Origin of the sequence: Pseudonocardia nigra, from assembly GCF_019396355.1 — a bacterium.
GTDB lineage: Bacteria > Actinomycetota > Actinomycetes > Mycobacteriales > Pseudonocardiaceae > Pseudonocardia > Pseudonocardia nigra.
This window is the reverse complement of sequence record NZ_JAHKRK010000176.1, coordinates 1-17,348: the sequence shown is the minus strand read 5'-3', so window position 1 is coordinate 17,348 and position 17,348 is coordinate 1. Positions and strand designations below refer to the sequence as shown.

The 17,348-nt window shown below is 73.7% G+C and carries 13 protein-coding genes, 1 tRNA gene and 3 pseudogenes; 11 read left to right on the top strand and 6 right to left on the bottom strand.

Features of this window, described 5'->3' with window-relative positions:
• Positions 1–137 precede the first annotated feature (137 nt).
• From KME75_RS30755 to KME75_RS30745, 3 genes are all read left to right on the top strand, one after another.
• Positions 138–803 carry a winged helix-turn-helix domain-containing protein gene (locus KME75_RS30755; protein WP_219418434.1) on the top strand — a complete coding sequence of 222 codons (666 nt, stop codon included), beginning with the start codon at positions 138–140 and terminating at the stop codon, positions 801–803.
• Positions 803–1,840: a sensor histidine kinase gene (locus KME75_RS30750; RefSeq protein ID WP_219418432.1), complete on the top strand. Its 1,038-nt coding sequence runs from the start codon at positions 803–805 to the stop codon at positions 1,838–1,840. The genes KME75_RS30755 and KME75_RS30750 overlap by 1 nt, the downstream gene beginning before the upstream one ends.
• A gap of 422 nt (positions 1,841–2,262) precedes the next feature.
• Positions 2,263–2,400 (top strand): hypothetical protein, encoded by a 138-nt coding sequence (locus KME75_RS30745; protein WP_219418431.1) that lies wholly within the window; start codon positions 2,263–2,265, stop codon positions 2,398–2,400.
• An 816-nt stretch (positions 2,401–3,216) separates the two neighbouring features.
• On the opposite strand, the gene KME75_RS30740 is transcribed toward KME75_RS30745, so the two are convergent.
• The 3 genes from KME75_RS30740 to KME75_RS30730 form a co-directional block, all read right to left on the bottom strand.
• Positions 3,217–4,767, bottom strand: coding sequence for a site-specific integrase (locus tag KME75_RS30740; RefSeq protein ID WP_219418430.1), 1,551 nt, complete (start codon positions 4,765–4,767; stop codon positions 3,217–3,219).
• Between the two features lie 82 nt (positions 4,768–4,849).
• Positions 4,850–4,923: transfer RNA gene (locus tag KME75_RS30735), tRNA-Arg, on the bottom strand.
• A gap of 80 nt (positions 4,924–5,003) precedes the next feature.
• Complete coding sequence (locus KME75_RS30730; RefSeq protein ID WP_219418429.1) at positions 5,004–5,594, bottom strand: TetR/AcrR family transcriptional regulator; 591 nt, start codon at positions 5,592–5,594, stop codon at positions 5,004–5,006.
• Between the two features lie 132 nt (positions 5,595–5,726).
• On the opposite strand from KME75_RS30730, the pseudogene KME75_RS30725 reads away from it, so the two are divergent.
• The 6 genes and pseudogenes from KME75_RS30725 to KME75_RS30705 form a co-directional block, all read left to right on the top strand.
• Positions 5,727–6,886 (top strand): annotated as a pseudogene (locus KME75_RS30725) (macrolide family glycosyltransferase); the annotation flags it as partial.
• Between the two features lie 154 nt (positions 6,887–7,040).
• A pseudogene (locus KME75_RS46240) lies at positions 7,041–7,145 on the top strand (ABC transporter ATP-binding protein); the annotation flags it as partial.
• Positions 7,146–7,290: 145 nt separating this feature from the next.
• Positions 7,291–7,449, top strand: a pseudogene (locus KME75_RS46235) (ABC transporter ATP-binding protein); the annotation flags it as partial.
• Between the two features lie 130 nt (positions 7,450–7,579).
• Positions 7,580–7,939, top strand: a complete 360-nt coding sequence (locus KME75_RS46230; RefSeq protein ID WP_219418427.1) for a DUF8746 domain-containing protein — start codon at positions 7,580–7,582, stop codon at positions 7,937–7,939.
• A gap of 65 nt (positions 7,940–8,004) precedes the next feature.
• The gene (locus KME75_RS46225) at positions 8,005–9,405 is read left to right on the top strand and encodes a TetR/AcrR family transcriptional regulator (protein WP_308283250.1); all 1,401 of its coding nucleotides are present in this window, start codon (positions 8,005–8,007) and stop codon (positions 9,403–9,405) included.
• Positions 9,406–9,599: 194 nt separating this feature from the next.
• A complete protein-coding gene (locus tag KME75_RS30705) occupies positions 9,600–10,265 on the top strand; it encodes a GOLPH3/VPS74 family protein (protein ID WP_219418426.1) in 666 nt (221 codons plus the stop codon).
• Positions 10,266–10,314: 49 nt separating this feature from the next.
• Here the strand turns inward: KME75_RS30705 and KME75_RS30700 are convergent, their stop codons facing one another.
• Together KME75_RS30700 and KME75_RS30695 are read right to left on the bottom strand one after the other, a co-directional pair.
• A complete protein-coding gene (locus KME75_RS30700) occupies positions 10,315–11,217 on the bottom strand; it encodes a serine/threonine-protein kinase (protein WP_219418425.1) in 903 nt (300 codons plus the stop codon).
• Between the two features lie 13 nt (positions 11,218–11,230).
• The gene (locus KME75_RS30695; protein ID WP_219418424.1) at positions 11,231–13,036 is read right to left on the bottom strand and encodes an N-6 DNA methylase; all 1,806 of its coding nucleotides are present in this window, start codon (positions 13,034–13,036) and stop codon (positions 11,231–11,233) included.
• Between the two features lie 65 nt (positions 13,037–13,101).
• On the opposite strand from KME75_RS30695, the gene KME75_RS30690 reads away from it, so the two are divergent.
• The gene (locus KME75_RS30690; protein ID WP_219418423.1) at positions 13,102–13,899 is read left to right on the top strand and encodes a PP2C family protein-serine/threonine phosphatase; all 798 of its coding nucleotides are present in this window, start codon (positions 13,102–13,104) and stop codon (positions 13,897–13,899) included.
• Positions 13,900–13,967: 68 nt separating this feature from the next.
• Here the strand turns inward: KME75_RS30690 and KME75_RS30685 are convergent, their stop codons facing one another.
• Positions 13,968–14,690, bottom strand: coding sequence for a class I SAM-dependent methyltransferase (locus KME75_RS30685; protein ID WP_219418422.1), 723 nt, complete (start codon positions 14,688–14,690; stop codon positions 13,968–13,970).
• A 76-nt stretch (positions 14,691–14,766) separates the two neighbouring features.
• On the opposite strand from KME75_RS30685, the gene KME75_RS30680 reads away from it, so the two are divergent.
• Complete coding sequence (locus tag KME75_RS30680) at positions 14,767–17,013, top strand: bifunctional copper resistance protein CopD/cytochrome c oxidase assembly protein (RefSeq protein ID WP_219418421.1); 2,247 nt, start codon at positions 14,767–14,769, stop codon at positions 17,011–17,013.
• Positions 17,014–17,348: the final 335 nt, after the last annotated feature.

The following is a 17,348-nucleotide window of genomic DNA, read 5'->3' as shown; positions in this document are numbered from 1 at the left end:
GCCACCGCGCGGTCGCCACCCGCTACGACAAGCGCGACTACATGTTCCGCGGAACCATCGACGTCGCCTCGATCAGGATCTGGCTCCGCGACCCCGTCCCATGATCCAAGGGACACGCTCTAGTCGTCGACGACGACCTGACCGTCCGTGACGTCGTCGGCCGCTACCTCGACAGGGCCGGCTACCGGGTCGCGGTCGCGGGCGACGGCGAGGAAGCGCTGCACGCGTTCGACGACACCTCACCCGACGTCGTCCTCCTCGACCTGATGCTGCCGCGGCTCGGCGGTCTCGAGGTGTGCCGACGGATGCGCCGGCACGCGACCGACGTGCCGATCATCATGCTGACCGCGCTCGGCGAGGAGGAGGACCGGGTGCTCGGCCTCGAGCTCGGCGCCGACGATTACGTCGTCAAGCCGTTCAGCCCCCGAGAGCTCGTGCTGCGCGTCGGCGCGGTGCTGCGGCGCGCCCGCGAGCGCCCCGCCCCGGAGGCCGGCGCGCGCAACCTCCTCGACGGCGGGCTGGAGGTCGACGTCGCGGGAAGACGAGTCCGGCTGCGCGGGGCGCCGCTGGCCCTCACGGTGCGCGAGTTCGACCTGCTGGCGTTCCTCGTCCGCAAACCCGGCCAGGCCTTCACCCGCAACGAACTGCTCGAGCACGTCTGGGGCTGGGACTTCGGCGACAGGTCCACCGTGACGGTGCACGTCCGGCGGCTGCGCGAGAAGATCGAGGACGACCCGACGACGCCGCGACGGATCGCGACCGTCTGGGGCGTCGGGTACCGCTACGACACCCAGGAGCCGTGATGGGTGAACTGCTCGCCGTCGTACCGGTGTCACTGCTGTTCTCGGTGCCGGTGGCGGTCGTCGGCGCGGTCGTGCTCGCCCGCATGCGGCGACGCTCCATCACGGCCTCGGTCACCGTGCTCGTCCTCGTCCCGGTGCTGGCCGCGCTGGCGGGCGTGCTCGGCACGAGCGGGTTCATGTACAGCCCGCTGCTCGGAGCGACCGTGGTGATCTGCGCCGTCGTCGCCGCCGTGACGGTCCCGGCGGCCATGCTGCTCGGCCGGGGCATCGCCCGCGAGCTGATGTGGCTGCACGAGGCGCACGCGGCAGAGCGGACCGCGGAGGCATCACGACGCCAACTCGTCACCTGGATCAGCCACGACCTGCGCACCCCGCTGGCCGGCATCCGGGCAATGTCCGAGGCCCTCGCCGACGGCGTCGTGGCCGAGCCGAACGCGGTGGCGACGTACGCAGGCCGCATCCGCAACGAAACCGAACGGCTCTCGGAGATGGTCGACGACCTGTTCCAGCTCTCACGCATCACCTCCGGCGCACTCCGGTTGACGCTCTCGACCGTGTCACTCGAGGACGTGGTCAGCGAGGCCCTCGCCGCCGAGGACGTCCTCGCCGCCCGCAAGGGCGTACAACTGCGCACCGAGCCCGGCGGGCCCTGGCCGCTCGTGCGCGGCAGCGATCCCGAGCTGGCGCGCGTCGTGCGAAACCTGCTGTCCAACGCGGTCCGGCACACCCCACCGGACGGCACGGTGGTCGTCACCGCGGGCGCGGCGGGCGACCGCGCCTGGCTGCGGGTGGACGACGCCTGCGGCGGCATCGCGCCCGCGGACCTGGAGCGAGTCTTCGACGTCGCCTTCCTCGGGGCGACCGCCCGCAGCCCCGACAACTCGGTGCGGGGCGGGCTCGGACTCGCGATCGCGCGCGGTCTCGTTGAGGCCCATGCCGGGCGGATCCGCGCGCACAACCACGGGCCGGGATGCCGCTTTGAGGTCGAACTGCCGCTGGCCGCACCACATCCGGCACCCGCCACCCGGTCGGTATGAGCTCCCGCTGATCCGGACGTTCCCCGACCGGTCGCGGCGGCGGCGCGACACAGAGGAATGCCCCGACCAGCTCCGTCGGCGGCAACCGTCGCCGATTCGGGGCCTTTGGGCCGAGTGGACCGTTTGCCTAGTGGACGTACTCGAGCCGCGATCGGCGTCCCCCGTGAGTCATGGCTGAGGGCGCGGCGCCGAAGCGACTTCCGCTGCGCTCGCGTCAGGCTCATCGAGTGGCTATCTGGTGCTCGTCGGAACGGCGGGGGACACCGCCAGGGCGGGTTGCTGTACGCCCTGCTGCTGGTGCTCACCCTCGAGGTCGAGCGCGGCGTCCCCGGCGCCCGACTCGCTGGTCGGGGTGCAGGCCGTGCCACCGCCGGACGGGGTGCCCGCCGACAGCTCCTGGCTCGGCTCGCGCCGACGACGAGGTGAAGATCCGCGGGCACCGGGTCGACCTCGGCGAGATCGACAGCCTGTTGCTCGAGGATCCCGCCTCGACCGCGCCGGCGGTCACGGTCCCGGCCTCGAGATGCGCGGCGAAATTGCGCACGGTCGGGTTCGCGTAGGTCCCGGACCGGCAGGTCGCAGAACTCGGTGTATGCGCAGTCGGGGACCCGCGAGCCGGCGCCGACGACGTACCCGCCCGCGGCCCGGGTGTCGATCAACCTTATCTACACGTACCGGACGCTGCCAGGGACCTGCGTTCTGCTTTCCGTTCGGCGTGTCCCTCACGAATATCAGAGCAGTGACAGGCACGTTGGCTACTTTCGGCGCGTGCCGCAGAGCTATCGCGCGGAGCGGGCGACGTCGGCGTCGGGCGACGTTTCCTGGGTCGTCATTGACGGTGAGACGTTCGAGCTTCATGTTGAGGCGACGACGTTCTTGAGTGCGTTGCGGGCCCGCGACGCGTCGGTGAACACCGAGCGGGCCTACTTTCCTTCCTTAATCAAGCGGCGCCGTGAGGCGGTGCCCGAGCCGTGCGGCCTCCGGCCGGTCCCCGGGCACCGCCCATCGGGTGCGGGGGCCGGATCACGCCGGACGGCACGCCGGCCCCGGGGCCTCCGCCTGGTGGCTCCGCACCCCGGTGTGCGTGGGAGCGCACCTGGACCCGCTGATCGGCCACATCCGGCCCTCCACGCAGTCGGATAACCTGCGGCTGATGCAGGCCGAGGGTCGTGGGTAAGCCCTCGGCGGCCTTCTGGACAGACTGTGACGTGAGCGTTCGGACGTTGCGGCGCGCCCGATGCCGGATCAGCGGTTAGCCACCACCGGCGTCGCGAGCCAGTAGCACGGTCGGCAGCTTGCCGGCACGACCGCGCAGGTCGATCGGCGGGCAACGGCAGCAGAGGGCAGTAGCTATAGCTAAGTCGATGCGTCCGCCTTCACACCGAAGACAGCACCGCCGCTTCGGCCGTAGTCCTTCTCACTGCCGATCTGCGTCCTCTCGACGCGACGACCTCACCGCTCTCTGTCAGGATGCTGACTGCACGGTGGGCCGTAGCAACCGACACGCTGTAACGGGCTGCGAGCTGCTTTACGGTGGGAAGCGGATCGCCCTCGTCCAGTGCTCCGCACCGGATTGCGGCCCGCAGGTCGCCCGCGATGCGCTGGTACGGGTGGTCAGAGTCACCATCGTCGGAACGCACCGGCATCCCACCCTGCGCGGAGTCGCCGATGATCTGCGCCGGTAGCTCGGGCATCCGCGCGGCGAGCGAGTTGGCAGCCCGCTGATCAGCCTCGGCCACCCACGCGCTGTAGACCCGAAGTGTTGTCGTCCCACCTCCGCCGTGCCCGAGGCGCCCTGCGACCGTGCGCACGTCGACCCCGGCGGCGATCAGCTCGGTTGCCGAGTAGTGGCGGAGCTGGTGCAGGTGCATGTCCCACCCGAGCCGAGCGCACATGCGGGTGTAGCGCTGCGTCGCCAAGTCCGGCTTCGGCCACATGCTCCCGTCCGGCTCGGGCGAGAACACGAACGCTTCGTCGCGCAGCTCCACGCCAAAGGTCGCGGCGCGCTCGGCGCAGTGCTGCAGGTAGGCGCGAAGCAGAGTGAGGGTCTGGGCGTCGAGGACGATCCGCCGGCGTTGGTGGGTCTTGGTGTCCTTCTCCCAGGTTCGGCCGCTGGTCTGCGCGATGCTGGACCGGATGTTGAGGACGCCGGCGGCGAAGTCGATCCGGTCCCATCGCAGTGCGCATAGCTCGCCACGCCGTGCCCCGGTGGTCATCGCGAGCCAGACGAACATGCCCCAGTCCGGGTCCTTCCACGCCTCGGCGGAGATCCGAGCTGCCTGCGCGGGCGTGGGAGGCTGAGGGTCGGGTGTCGGGGCCGTGGGTGCCTGCGCCTGTGCGATCGGGTTGACGCCGATCCACCGCCACTTCACGGCCCGGCTGAACGCGCCGTTCAACACGTTGTGGATCTGACGGAGGGAAGCCTCGCCGAGCGGCCGGCAGCGGTGGGCGCCGCAGCGCTCGTCGCATTCGTGGTCGACGTCGGTCCGGTGCTCGACGTACGGGCGCCCGCCGCAGCGGGCGCGGCAGGTACGGAGCTGGGCGTAGAACGCGTCCACCGTCTCGCCGTTGACGCGGCCGATCGAGAGAGAGCCGAGCACCGGGCGGATGTGCAGGCGGATCAGGCGCTCGTAGCCCGTGCGGGTCGTGTCCTCGATCTTGAGCACGTCGAGGTAGCGGTCAAGAAGTTGGTCGACCGACGCGTTCGTCCGCGCGCTGGGCTTGTCGTCCACTTCGGACAACAGGCGGGTACGCACCTTCTCGGCCTGCGCGGCGGCCTTCGGTCCCGGGGGCACGACCTCTTTGAGGTAGTGCCGCTGCTTGGTAACCGGGTTGAGCCCCGCGTACACGCTCACGCGCAGGGCGCCGCTGGGCAGGACCTCGATCCTCCCGCGGGCGCGCCGTCGGGGCCGTGTGGCGGCGGTCATAGTGGGACTGTAGCGAGCAACTCGCACCACGTATAGCACCACGGCGCACTTGATCAAGTGCCTCACAACGCTCTGACCTGCGCGCCCCCGGCAGGACTCGAACCTGCGACCTAGAGATTAGAAGGCTCTTGCTCTATCCAGCTGAGCTACGGAGGCCGGTGCGGTTCCGCGGAACCGCCCGGGTCCGAGGGTAGCGGGCCGTCGCGGCCGGGGTCGCCGCGCCCGGGCGGGGTCGATCACGGGCCGAGGGCGCGCAGGGCGAGGTCGGTGACGGTGTCGGCGTAGGCCTCGGTGAGGGGGCCGGTCTGCAGCAGCCACCGGTGGTAGGGCGGGCCGATGAACATCTCGATGGCCACCGACATGTCGACGTCGGGGCGCAGCTGGCCGGCGGCCTGGGCGGAGCGGAGGCGGTCGGCGATCGCGGCGAACTGCGGGCCGAGGAGTCGCTCGAGCATGCCGTCGGCGAGGTCGGGGTCGCCCTGCATGTCGATGGTGAGGGCACGCGAGGTCGCGGAGAGCCGGGGGTCGGCGAGCTCGGCGACGATGGCGCGCAGGACGCCGCGCATGTCGGCGCGCACGTCGCCGGTGTCGGGGAGGGCGAGGCCCTCGGGTCCCTGCGATGCCGCGGCCAGGAACGCGTCGAGCACCACCGCGCCCTTCGAGGGCCACCACCGGTAGATCGTCTGCTTGCCGACGCCGGCGCGGGCGGCGATCGCCTCGATGGTCAGCTTCCGGTAGCCCACCTCGTGGACGAGGTCGGCCGCCGCGGTGAGGATCGCGCGCCGCGAGCGTTCGCTGCGGCGCGAGGGGTCCGGGGTCTGCGCCATGGCCCAGACCCTACAACGAGACGAGACGAACCGTCTTGACTTCGGCGCGTTCGCCGTGCATGCTGCCCTCACAACGAGACGAACCGTCTCGTTTTGGTTCGAGGGAAGGAGCGCCTCGTGGCGCATATCGCCATGGTCAGCATCCCGGCGCCGGGGCATGTGAACCCGAGCCTGGAGGTCATCTGGGAGCTCGTCGCGCGCGGCCACCGCGTCACCTACGCGAACGACCCCGCGTGGGCCGAGACGGTGCGGGCCGTCGGCGCCGAGTTCGTGCCCTACCACCGACGCTGCCGTTCCACCGGGACGAGGAGTGGGCGGGCGACGACATCGATGCGCTCACCCTGTTCCTCGACGACGCGATCGCGATGCTCCCGCAGCTGCGCGCGGCCTACGACGCAGACCGGCCGGACCTGTTCCTCTACGACATCGCGGGCGGTCCGGCCCGGATGCTCGCGAAGGACTGGAGTGTCCCGGCCGTCCAGCTCTCGCCCACGTACGTCGCCTGGGACGGCTACGAGGACGACATGGCCGAAACGGTCGCGGCGATGAAGGCCGACCCGCGCGGGGCCGACTACTACCGCAAGCTGCACACCTGGCTCGGTGAGAACGGGATGCCCGCCGACGAGACGTGGGCGGGCCGTCCGGAGCGCGCGCTCGTGCTCGTGCCGCGCGTCCTGCAGCCGAACGCCGACCGGGTCGGGTCGCAGTTCACGTTCGTCGGCCCGTGCCTGGAGGAGCGGCCGGAGCAGGGGGAGTGGCGCCGGCCCGCGGACGCCGAGAAGGTGCTGCTGGTCTCGCTCGGCTCGGCGTACACCGACCATCCGGACTTCTACCGCCGCTGCGTCGCGGCCTTCGGGGAGCTCCCGGGCTGGCACGTCGTGCTGCAGATCGGCGCACGGGTCGACCCGGCCGAGCTGGGGGACGTGCCGGCGTCGGTCGAGGTGCACTCCTGGGTGCCGCAGCTCGCGATCCTCGCCCACGCCGATGCGTTCCTCACTCACGCCGGGATGGGCGGATCCGTCGAAGGGTTGTGGACGGGCACGCCGATGATCGCGGCCCCGCAGGCCGTCGACCAGTTCGCGAACGCGGACGCGCTGGTCGCCGCCGGGGTCGCCCGTCGCGTCGAGTCGCCGACGGTGACGGTCGCGGAGCTGCGCGCCGCCCTGCTCGAGCTGGCCGGCTCGCCGGAGGTCGCCGCCCGGAGCGCCGCGATCCGTCGTGAGCTGCGGGAGGAAGGGGGCACGGCACGTGCCGCCGACCTCGTCGAGGAGGCGCTCGGCGGGCGGCGGCCGAGCAGGCGCGAGCGCCGCGGTCAGCGGGACCGGCCCGTCGCTTTCGGCCGGGCGCGCTCGAGCACCGTGCCCCGGCACTACTCCTCCAAGCCGCGGAGGCGATGGGACTCGGACCGATCGGTCAGATAATCTACCGGACGGTTAGGGGGAATTCGTGATCAGTGCACGCGGATTGACGAAGCGCTACGGGCGAGTGCTCGCCGTCGACGGTCTGTCGTTCGACGTCCGGCCCGGGGCGGTCACGGGGTTCCTCGGGGCGAACGGCGCGGGCAAGTCGACGACGATGCGGATGGTCCTGGGGCTGGACGCGCGCCCACGGCCGGCTCCGCCACGCCGTGGGGAAGCCGTACCGGGAGCTGCGGTCGCCCGCCCGGGAGGTCGGTGCGTTGCTCGACCCGCGGTGCATGCACCCGGGCGGCAGCGCACGGGCGCACCTGCGCTGGATGGCCGACGCCGCCGGCATCGGGCGCTCCCGGGTGGAGCAGGTGCTCGGGCTCGTCGGGGTCGCCGCCGCGGCCGACCGCAGGCTCGGCACGTTCTCGCTCGGGATGCGGCAGCGGGTGGGAATCGCGGGCGCACTGCTCGGCGATCCGGGCGTGCTGCTGCTCGACGAGCCGCTGAACGGTCTCGATCCCGAGGGGGATCCGCCGGGTCCGCTCGCTGCTGCAGGACCTCGCGGCGCAGGGCCGCACGGTGTTCGTCTCCAGCCACCTGATGAACGAGATGGAGCAGACCGCGCAGCGGGTCGTCGTGATCGGGAACGGGAGGCTGATCGACGCGCTCGACGTCGCGGAGCTGCGGGCCCGCGCGGCGACGGTGCGCGTGGCGCCCGCCGACGACGGCGCGACGGCGCTGCTCGCCGACGTCCTGCGGCACGCCGGCGCCGCCGTCACAAAGGGTCCCGACGGGCTCGAGGCGCGGGGGATCCCGGCCGACCGGGTCGGGCGCGTGGCGCTCGAGCACGGGATCGCGCTGCGCAGGCTCGCCGAGCAGGGCAGCCGGTTGGAGGAGTCGTTCCTCGCACTCACGGCACGGACGGAGGAGCCGGTATGAGCGACCTTGCGAGCGAATCGTCGGCACAGCGCCTGCGCGCTGCGTTGGCCCACGATGGGCCGTGCGTGAGCAGCGCAGCCGCATTGCGCGCCGAGCGCACGAAGTTCTTCTCGGTCCGCTCACTGCCCTGGCCGGCCGTCACCGCAGTGATCGCCTCGACGCTGATGGCGCTGCTGTTCGTCGTGAGCCTGCCGATCACCCAGGGGCGGACGCTCAGCGCGCTGCCCCCGGCCGAGGTGATCGGTGCGGCGCTCGTCGGGATCGACGTGGCGGCGATCGTGCTCATGGTGGTGGGCGCCTCGTTCGCGGGCTCGGAGTACTCCACCGGCCTCGCGCAGCCGACGTTCCTGCTCACCGCCAGACGGGGCCGGGTCGTGGTGGCCAAGGCGGTGGTGGTCGCCGCGGTCGCACTGGTCGTCGCCGCCGTCACGGCGGTGCTGTGCACGCTGGCCGGGCAGCTCGCGCTGCTGGTCGCGGGGCTGCCGGCGGCACCGCTCGACGCCGCGCTCGTCCGGCTGGCCCTCGGCTCGGCGGTGAGCCCGGTCTTCTACGCGCTCGTCGGCCTGGCGGCCGGGCTGGTCCTGCGCAGCACCGGCGGCGGGGTCGTCGTGGCGCTGGCGGTGCTCGCGCTGCCGACCGTCCTGAGTTGGATCCCCGGCCTCGACGCCCTCGTCCGGCTGCTGCCCGGTGCGGCGCTGCACGGGATCGCCGGGGCGTCCGACCCGGGCACGGCGGAGTACCTCGCGGTGGCGCCGGCGGCGCTGTCGATCGTGGGATGGACGATGGTGTTCGGTGCGCTCGCCCTGTGGCGGGTGGGTCCCGCGACGTGTGAACGCCCCGGAGGAGACGAGATGCCCGACGCCCGCCCGCTCACGTTCACCGAGGAGGCCCGGCGCCGGCAGATCATCGACTGCACGATCGAGCTGGTCGCCGAACGCGGCCCCGCGCGCGCCTCGCTGTCCGGCATCGCGGCCAGGGCGGGGATCTCCAAAGCCGCGGTCCTCTACCACTTCGCGTCGAAGGACGCGGTGATGGAGGCGACGACGATGCACGTCATCACCGGCTTCGCCGAGGCGGTCGGCGAGCGGGTGGACGCGGCCGACGGGCCGGAGGAGATGCTGGTCGCGTACCTGCGCGGGGCCGTCGGCTACCTGCGGGAGCACCCGCAGCAGGTGCGGGTGCTCGTGGAAGGCCTCGTGCGCGACCGGGACGGCGAGCGCGCGCTGGCACCGGGCTCCGCCGCCGGCGCCGGCCGCTGGCAGGGCGTGGCGCGGATCCTCGAGCTCGGCCATGAGGCAGGGGTGTTCCGGGCGTTCGACATCCGGGCGCTCGCGCTCGTCATCGGGGGCGCGCTCGACGGGGTGGTGGCCGAGTGGCTGGGCGATCCGGCCTTCGACCTGAGCGCGGCCGCTGCCGAGCTGGAGACGGCCGTGCTGCTGGCCGTCCGGGCGGAGCGGCCGACGTGATCGGGCACCGGCCGCAGCCGCCGTCGTCCGCGGCCATGGTCTGCGTGCGCGCGCAAACGTGCTGCCCGACGTTCGGGCCGAGCCGTGGCCGGACACGTCGACGCGATCTCGTGGGCAGCTCTCACCGGAGCGGGCGACGACGTGAACGCCCGTGTGCTGGAGTTCATCACCGACATCGAGGAAGGAAGGACAGCATGAGCACGATCACGGAGGACCTCGTCCTCCTGCTGCTGCGCCCCGACACCGGCCGCCCCGTGGTCGACAGCACCTCGCTCGACCGGGCGATCGGCGGCGCACTGCTGCTCGACCTGTCCACCCGGGACCGGGTCACGGCCGACCGTGAGGACGCCAAGGCGCGGCTCACGCTGACCAACGCCGCCCCCACCGGCGACCCGTTGCTCGACGCTGCGCTCGCCCGGCTCGGCCCGGCCCCGCTCAAGGCCCAGAAGGCCGTCGAGCGGCTGGCCCGCAAGACGCGCGAGCCGGTGCTCGAGCGGCTGGCCGAGCGCGGGCTGGTCCGCCGCGAGCGGACGAGACCGCTCGGGCTGTTCCCGCTGACGAGCTGGCCCGCCGTCGACGCGAGCGCGCGCAAGGAGCTGCGCGGACGGGTCGCGGCCGTGCTGCTCGACGGGAAGGCGCCCGACCAGCACCTGGCGTTGCTGATCTCACTGCTGCACGCGGTGAAGGCCGAGCACAAGGTCGTCGACGGGCCGCGGCGGGAGCTGCGGGCGCGGGCGAAGGAGGTAGCCCAGGGCGACTGGGCCGGGCAGGCGGTGCAGAAGGCCGTGCAGGCGGTGCAGGCGAGCGTGGCCGTCGTGGTCAGCGTGGTGGCGGTGGCGGGATCGGCCGGGGGCTCGTGACGGAGCTGCCCGCGTTGCAGCAAAGCCACTTTCATGCAGTTCCGTTGCGTCAAAGTGGCTTTGCTGCAATCTGGCCGGGCCCCGCCGTCGCCCAGATCCGGGCGTAGCGCTGCCCGGCACCGGGTTCGGGGGCGAGGAAGCCCGGTAGCGCCGGCAGGTCCACGGCGAACGGGGCCAGCCGGTCGTGCAGCACCGTGGCGTCCGCCGGCCGGTCGGCCGGGTCCTTCGCCAGCAGGTCGGCGAGCAGTCGGGCCAGGGCGGCGGGCACGCCCGGCGGCGGAGGCGGGCGTTCCCGCACCTGCCGCTCGAAGATCGCGTACGCGGTGGGTCCGGAGAACAGCTGCGCGCCCATGAGCAGTTCGTGCAGCACGCAGCCCAGGGCGTAGAGGTCGCTGCGGGCGTCGGCGACACCGTGCTGCACCTGCTCCGGGGCCATGTACGCGGGCGTGCCGAAGATCTGCCCGACGCGCGTGAACCGGGCGGTGCCGCCGAGCATCGCAAGCCCGAAGTCGAGCACGACGACGCTGCCGTCCGGGCGCAGCATCAGGTTCGACGGCTTCAGGTCGCGATGGACGATCGACAGGTCGTGCGCCGCGGCCAGCACCGCAGCGGCCTGGGCGGCGATCGCCGCTGCCCAGGGGACCGGGAGCGCGCCGTGCTCGGCCACGACGTCGTCCACCGTGACGCCGTCGACGAACTGCATCACCTGGAACAGCCGTTGCTCGTGCGTGCCCAGGTCGTAGAGAATGGGGGCGCCGGGGTGTTCCAGGCGCGCGAGGATCCGGGCCTCCCGCACGAACCGCTGCCGCTGCTCCTGCGAGCCCCCGGGCATGTGCAGGAACTTCACCGCGACCCGCCTGCCGAGATGCGTGTCGAGCCCGCTGTGGACCGCGCCCATCCCGCCGCGGCCGAGCGGCAGGTCGTCGATCTCGTACCGATCGGCGATGCGCAACCCGGTCTCCCTCCTACTCGGGCTGCAGCCAGCCTTCCACGAGCCCCTCGCCGCCCAGCCGCAGCAGGGACTCGGCCCGCTCGGCCGCGGCGCGCGCGGCGTCGGCGGCGTCGAGGAGGGCGCGGAACGCGACGCCGTGCGCGCGCTGCTCCGTGATCGGCAGCAGCGGCACCCGGACGCGGTGGCCGTAGCGGCTCGACGCGCCGCCCGCGAGCATCGGGGCGGACCGCAGGACCCCGGCGAGGAACTCCGGGTCGAGCTGCTCGGGGTCGGTGCGGTAGACCGTGAGGCCCGGACCGAGGACGGCGGACGCGTCGGCCACCCGGGCCCGGCCCATCGGCGAGCCCACGACGTCGCCCGGGCGGACCCGCACGAGGCGGGCACCGCTGCCGGTGCGGCCGGTGGGCGTCGTCCCCGTGGCCAGGTCGGCGACCGTGAGGACCGGGAGGTCCCCCTCGGCGGGGAGGCTGCGCGGGGCGTGCCGCACGGACAGCACAGCGGCTCTGGCGAGCTCGGCGACGGTGGCGGCCGGTCGGTCCCGCGGATCGCGCACCACCCGCAGCGCCGGGACGCCGTCGGGCGCGGCCCGGCGCAGCGCGTCGAACGTGCGGCCGGGGTCGCTGCCGCCGCGGCGCGGCAGGTGCCGCTCCGGGCTCACGTCGACGTCGTCGTCGAGCAGGTCGACGACAGGCACGGCCCGGGCGGGGCGCGGCCGCTCCGCGCCGGCGAGGAACGACTCCCACAGCTCGGCGACCGACTCGACGCCCGCGCGGCCCAGCAGTACCGCCGACGGCGGCGGGTCGCCCGGCTCCGGCCTGCGCAGCACCCAGAGGTCACCGTGCGCGCCGCCCGCGCCGTCCTCGACGGTGAGCACCGCGCGGAGGGCGCCCGCGCGGAGCAGGTTCGCGCGGATCCGACGGCCGGGGCGCCGCCCGGCGACGGCGGCGGGCAGCCGCAGCACCACCAGCCCGCCCGGCCGCACATGTGCGAGCCCGTGCTGCACCCAGGCGAGCTCCGGTTCGCCGCGCGGCGGCAGCCCGTGGACGAACCGCGGGTCGGCGGCGAGCTCGGCGTGTCCCCACGCCCGGTCGCCGGCAGGCGGCGCGCACAGGACGGCGTCGAACTCGCGGCCGGCGAACCCGTCGGAGCGCAGGGCATCACCCGCGACGACGGGGGCCTCCGCGCCCGCCGGTCCGGCGAACAGCAGCCGGACGGCGGCGATCCGGGCCGCGTCGACGTCGGACTCCTGGCCGCTCCCGGTGCCGGGTGCGCAGGCGAGCAGCAGGCTGCCGGTGCCGCACGCGGGATCGAGCACGCTCCCGCCGTCCGGCGCGGCGATCCGGGCCATCGCGGTGGCGAGGGCGTCGGTCGGCTCGCCCGGTCGGCGCCGGTGCCGGGCGCACAGCTCCTCGACGGCCGCAGCGGGCCCGCGGGTCTCGGCGAGGTCGGCGAGCAGCGCCTCGAGCTCGGCGTCGGTCCCGGTCGGGGCGTCGTCGCCGGGCAGGAGGTCGACCAGCGCCGGGTCGTGCCGGGCGAGCAGCGCGGCCGAAGCGGCGGCCAGCCGAGCGGGCACGAGCAGGTCGGTGCCGCCCGAACGCAGCCGCTGCCACGCGCGGTCCGCCGCCGACAGCCGGTACGGCTTGCCGTTGCGCCGCAGCCAGGCCTCAACCTCACCCAGGGCGAACCGCGGACTGGACGCGGTACCGCCGACCGGCGCGGGGAAGTCGTCGTGCCGGCGCCGCCAGTTGCTCACCGCCGCACGGCCGACGCCGCCGAGCCGGGCGATGTCGCCCGTGCTGACGGTCGTGTCCCCGGTCATGGCATGACGCTAGTTCACGCACGCCCCCCTTGTGAAGCGCGTTCACAACATGAGAGGGTGGGGCCATGTCACCGATGCTGCGTTCCGCGGCCGGGTCCGACGTCGGACGCCGGAGGCCGATGAACCAGGACTCCGCAGCCACGACCCCGCGCCTGCTCGCCGTCGCGGACGGGATGGGCGGGCACGCCCACGGCGAGGTGGCCAGCGCTGTCGCCGTCACCGCACTGCTCGACCTCGACGCGCAGCTGCGCGCCACCGACCTGGCCGCGGTCGACCTGCCCGCCGCGCTCGGCGGTGCGCTCGGCGACGCGGCGAACCGGCTCACCGCGCTCGCCCAGGAGAACACGGACCTGCGCGGGACCGGCACCACGGTGGTCGCCTTCCTGGTCGACGGCACCCGGATCGGCGTCGCCCACATCGGCGACTCCCGCGCGTACCTCCTGCGCGACGGCGAGCTGCGGCGGCTCACCCGCGACCACACGCTGGTGCAGTCGCTCGTCGACGAGGGGCGGCTGTCGCCGGAGGAGGCCGCCGTCCACCCCCGCCGATCCTGGCTGATCCGCACCCTCCAGGACAGCAGCCAGCCGGAGCCGGACCTCTTCGCCCTCGACGGCCACGTCGGTGACCGGTACCTCATCTGCTCCGACGGCGTCACGGCCGTGCTGGGCGACGAGGAGATCCACGAGGTCCTCGGCGGGTCCGCCGACCCGTCGGCCGTCGTGGCCCGGCTCATCGAGCTGGCCAACGCGGGCGGCGGACCGGACAACATCACGTGCGTCGTCGCCGACCTCGTGGACGGCGACGCGGCCCCCGTCGAGGAGAACCCGCTGGTGGTGGGCGCGGCAGCGGCCCCTCACTCCTGACGGCACACACCGCGGCGCGGTTGCACATGGCGCCGACGGTGTGTGCGGCCGCCGATCGGTGTGTGCGGTCACCGTCGGGCGACGAGCCGGCGCAGGGGGACGGGAAGCACCCGGTCCGGGCCCGCGCGGCGGGCCAGGCCGGCCGCCACCCGGTCGCGCACGGCCGACGGCAGGCCGGGCGGCCAGATCCCGGCCCGGGGCAGATCCGCCACCAGTGCGTTCGCCGCCGCGGCGTCCGGCAGGGGAAGAGCGAACGGCACGCGGTCGTCACCCAGCACGGCGAAATCGGCGGCGGCGAGCAGCCATCCCACTCGGTCGAGCGCCGACCGGTGCGGCCACTCCCGGTGCACCGGGGCCAGCAGCGGCGCGAGCCGCAGCTCCGCCACCGAGCGCGGCACTGCCGACGGCACGACCACCACGAGCGTGCCGCCCGGGCGGAGGACCCGCCGGAGCTCGGCGAACACGCCGTCGAGGTCGGGGAGCGCGGGCAGCGCGAGCAGCACCGCGATCCCGTCCACGGCGTTGTGGCGCAGGGGGAGCGCGGCAGGCGTGGCCCGCAACCGGGGCGCGCGGCCCTCGGCGGCGGGCGCCGGGTCGACCCCGATCCAGCGGCCCGCCGGCAGCTCGTCGGCGAGCGGGCCCGCGCCGCACACGAGGTCCAGGACACGATCGGTCCCCGCCAGGGGTTCGGCCGCCCAGCCGAGTGGGCCGTTCCCGCGGGCGTCGGTGGCCGCCCGCAGCAGCCGCTCCGCGACGGCGCCGCCGTCCTCCTGCTCCCCGCCGTCGGTCACGGCCGCAGTGTGGCAGTGGCCCCCGCCGCACCGCCGTCGCGGGCGGCCGCCGCTGCGGCGGGCATAACCTGTGGTCATGGCGCACGCGACCGTCGAGCCCGCTACGCAACCACCACCGCCCACCCGGCCACCGTCCGGTGTCGGGGGCGTCGTCGGGCTGGGGGCCGTCGTCGCCGTGCTGGTGGCCGCCGGGCTCACCGCACTGTCCGGAGCGCGGCCCGCCGCGTCACTGGGGCTGCCCGACCCGGGAACGCTGACCACCGTCGGCCTGCCCGCCGTGCGGGCCGCCGCCGAGGTGTTCATGGTCCTGACGATCGGCGCCGCGCTGCTCGCGGCATTCCTCGTCCCGCCGCAGCGGTCGGGCTACCTGGACGTCACCGGATACCGTGCGCTGCGGTTCGCGTCCTGGACCGCGGCCGGCTGGACGGCAGCGGCCGTGCTGCTGGTGCCGTTGAACGTGGCCGACGCGCTGGGCAGGCCGCTGGGTGACGTCCTCGAGCCCGGCCTGTTGCTCGAACTGGTCCCGCGGCTGTCCGCGGCCACCGCGTGGTCGCTCACGGCGCTCGTGGCGCTGATCGTGCTCGTCGGGTGTCGCACCGTGCTGACGTGGGGGTGGAGCGCCTTCCTGTTCGGCCTCACGCTGCTCGCCCCGCTGCCGGTGACGCTGACCGGGCACTCCGCGTCGGGAGGGGCGCACGACATCGCCACCGACAGCCTCGTCCTGCACGTCACGGCCGCGTCCCTGTGGGTCGGCGGGCTCGTCGCGGTGGTGGCGGTGGCGGCGAGCCGGGGTCCGGACCGCAACGCCGCACTCGCCACAGCGGTTCCGCGCTTCTCCCGGTTGGCACTCGTCTGCTGGCTGGTCCTGGCGGGCACCGGCGTGCTGAACGCGCTGGTGCGGATCCCGCTCGGTGAGCTGCTCGGATCGACGTACGGCGCGCTCGTGCTCGCCAAGGCGGGTGCGTTGGTCGTGCTCGGCGTGCTCGGCGCGGCGCACCGGCGCACCTCGGTCGACGCCGCGGCCCGCGGTGAGGCCCGTGCCCTGCTGCGGCTCGGCGGCGTCGAAGTGCTGCTCATGCTCGCGACGATCGGGCTCGCGGTGGCACTCGGCCGCACCGCCCCACCGGACATTGCGACGGGCGCACCGTCCCGCACCGAGGTGGTGATCGGGTACGACCTCGCCGGCCCTCCGACGCTGGCCCGGCTGGCGTTCGACTGGCGGTTCGACCTGATCTTCGGCACCGCCGCGATCGTGCTGGCGGTGGCCTACCTGGCCGGGGTGCGGAGGCTGCGGGCCCGCGGCGACGCCTGGGCGACCGGGCGGACCGTCGGGTGGCTCGCGGGCTGCGCCGCCCTGCTGCTCGCGACGAGCTCGGGCCTCGGCCGGTACGGGCCCGCCATGTTCAGCGTCCACATGGCCCAGCACATGATCCTCGGGATGCTGGTGCCGATCCTGCTGGTCCTGGGCGCGCCGATGACGTTGGCGCTGCGGGCACTGCCGGCGGCGGGCCGGAATGCGCCTCCCGGCCCGCGGGAGTGGCTGCTCGCCGCGGTGCACGCGCCCGTCGCGCGGTGGCTGACCCACCCGCTGGTGGCCCTGCCGCTGTTCGTCGGGAGCTACTACGTCCTGTACTTCTCCGGGCTCTTCCCCGCCGCGCTGCCCGAACACTGGGCGCACAAGCTCATGAACCTGCACTTCCTCCTGGTCGGGGCACTGTTCTTCTGGCCCGTGGTCGGCGTCGACCCGGCGCCGCGCCGGCTGCCACCGGCGGCGCGGATGGGTCTCGTCTTCGCGTCCGTGCCGTTCCACGCCTTCTTCGGGGTGGCCGTCATGAGCGCCAACACCGCGCTCGGCGGGGACTACTACCGCAGCCTGGCCCTGCCCTGGGTGCCGGATCCGCTGCAGGACCAGCAGCTCGGGGGCGGGTTGGCATGGGCAGCGGGGGAGGTCCCGCTGCTGTTGGTGGTGGTCGCGCTGCTGGTCCAGTGGTCGCGCCAGGACGAGCGGTCGGCCCGACGCGATGACCGACGAGCCGAGGTGGACGGCGACGCGGACCTGACCGCCTACAACGCCATGCTCCGCCGTTTGTCGACGGAAGGCGCGCCATTCGTCGCGGAGAGCGTGAAAAACGATTATGGTCGGGCTCACAGGAAAGAGGCCGCCGATCCCGGTGCGACCGGTGGTTCCGATCGGCAGCAGGCCGGCTCGTCCACTGTTTCCCCAGGTCATGGAACTGCGCGCGACACTGCGGACACGGCCGGGAGCGCCGAGGACGGCCGACCGTTCGTCGCGCCTGCCAAGCGCGACGAGCCCGGTGAATGACGGTTTCCCCTGGTCAGACCCCTGATAGGGGGCCGATTTGACCGGCCCCGAACCCGTCGCGTAACTTTCTCTTCGTCAGCGGGACACCGGAAAGAACGAAGGCCTCACGGCCCCGGTCAACAGGGCCCGCCGACCGCCCCCCACAGGGGCCCCCGGATTCAGGCGAATCTGGAGGGTGTACGGTGGGAACCACAGCCCCGGAAGCGGCATAACAGCCGCGGATGGTGTGCGGGTGTCTTTTGAGAACTCAACAGTGTGTCGAGCTTTATCACGAACGTGGTTTTATGCCAGTTTGTATTTTGCCGAGCCCCGTCTCGGCATTTTGTTGGGCCAGT

Coding starts and splice junctions, on each gene's coding strand:
- KME75_RS30750 (WP_219418432.1), top strand. CDS start 803: ATGGGTGAACTGCTCGCCGTCGTACCGGTGTCACTGCTGTTCTCGGTG.
- KME75_RS30740 (WP_219418430.1), bottom strand. CDS start 4,767: ATGACCGCCGCCACACGGCCCCGACGGCGCGCCCGCGGGAGGATCGAG.
- KME75_RS30730 (WP_219418429.1), bottom strand. CDS start 5,594: ATGGCGCAGACCCCGGACCCCTCGCGCCGCAGCGAACGCTCGCGGCGC.
- KME75_RS30705 (WP_219418426.1), top strand. CDS start 9,600: ATGAGCACGATCACGGAGGACCTCGTCCTCCTGCTGCTGCGCCCCGAC.
- KME75_RS30695 (WP_219418424.1), bottom strand. CDS start 13,036: ATGACCGGGGACACGACCGTCAGCACGGGCGACATCGCCCGGCTCGGC.
- KME75_RS30690 (WP_219418423.1), top strand. CDS start 13,102: ATGTCACCGATGCTGCGTTCCGCGGCCGGGTCCGACGTCGGACGCCGG.
- KME75_RS30680 (WP_219418421.1), top strand. CDS start 14,767: ATGGCGCACGCGACCGTCGAGCCCGCTACGCAACCACCACCGCCCACC.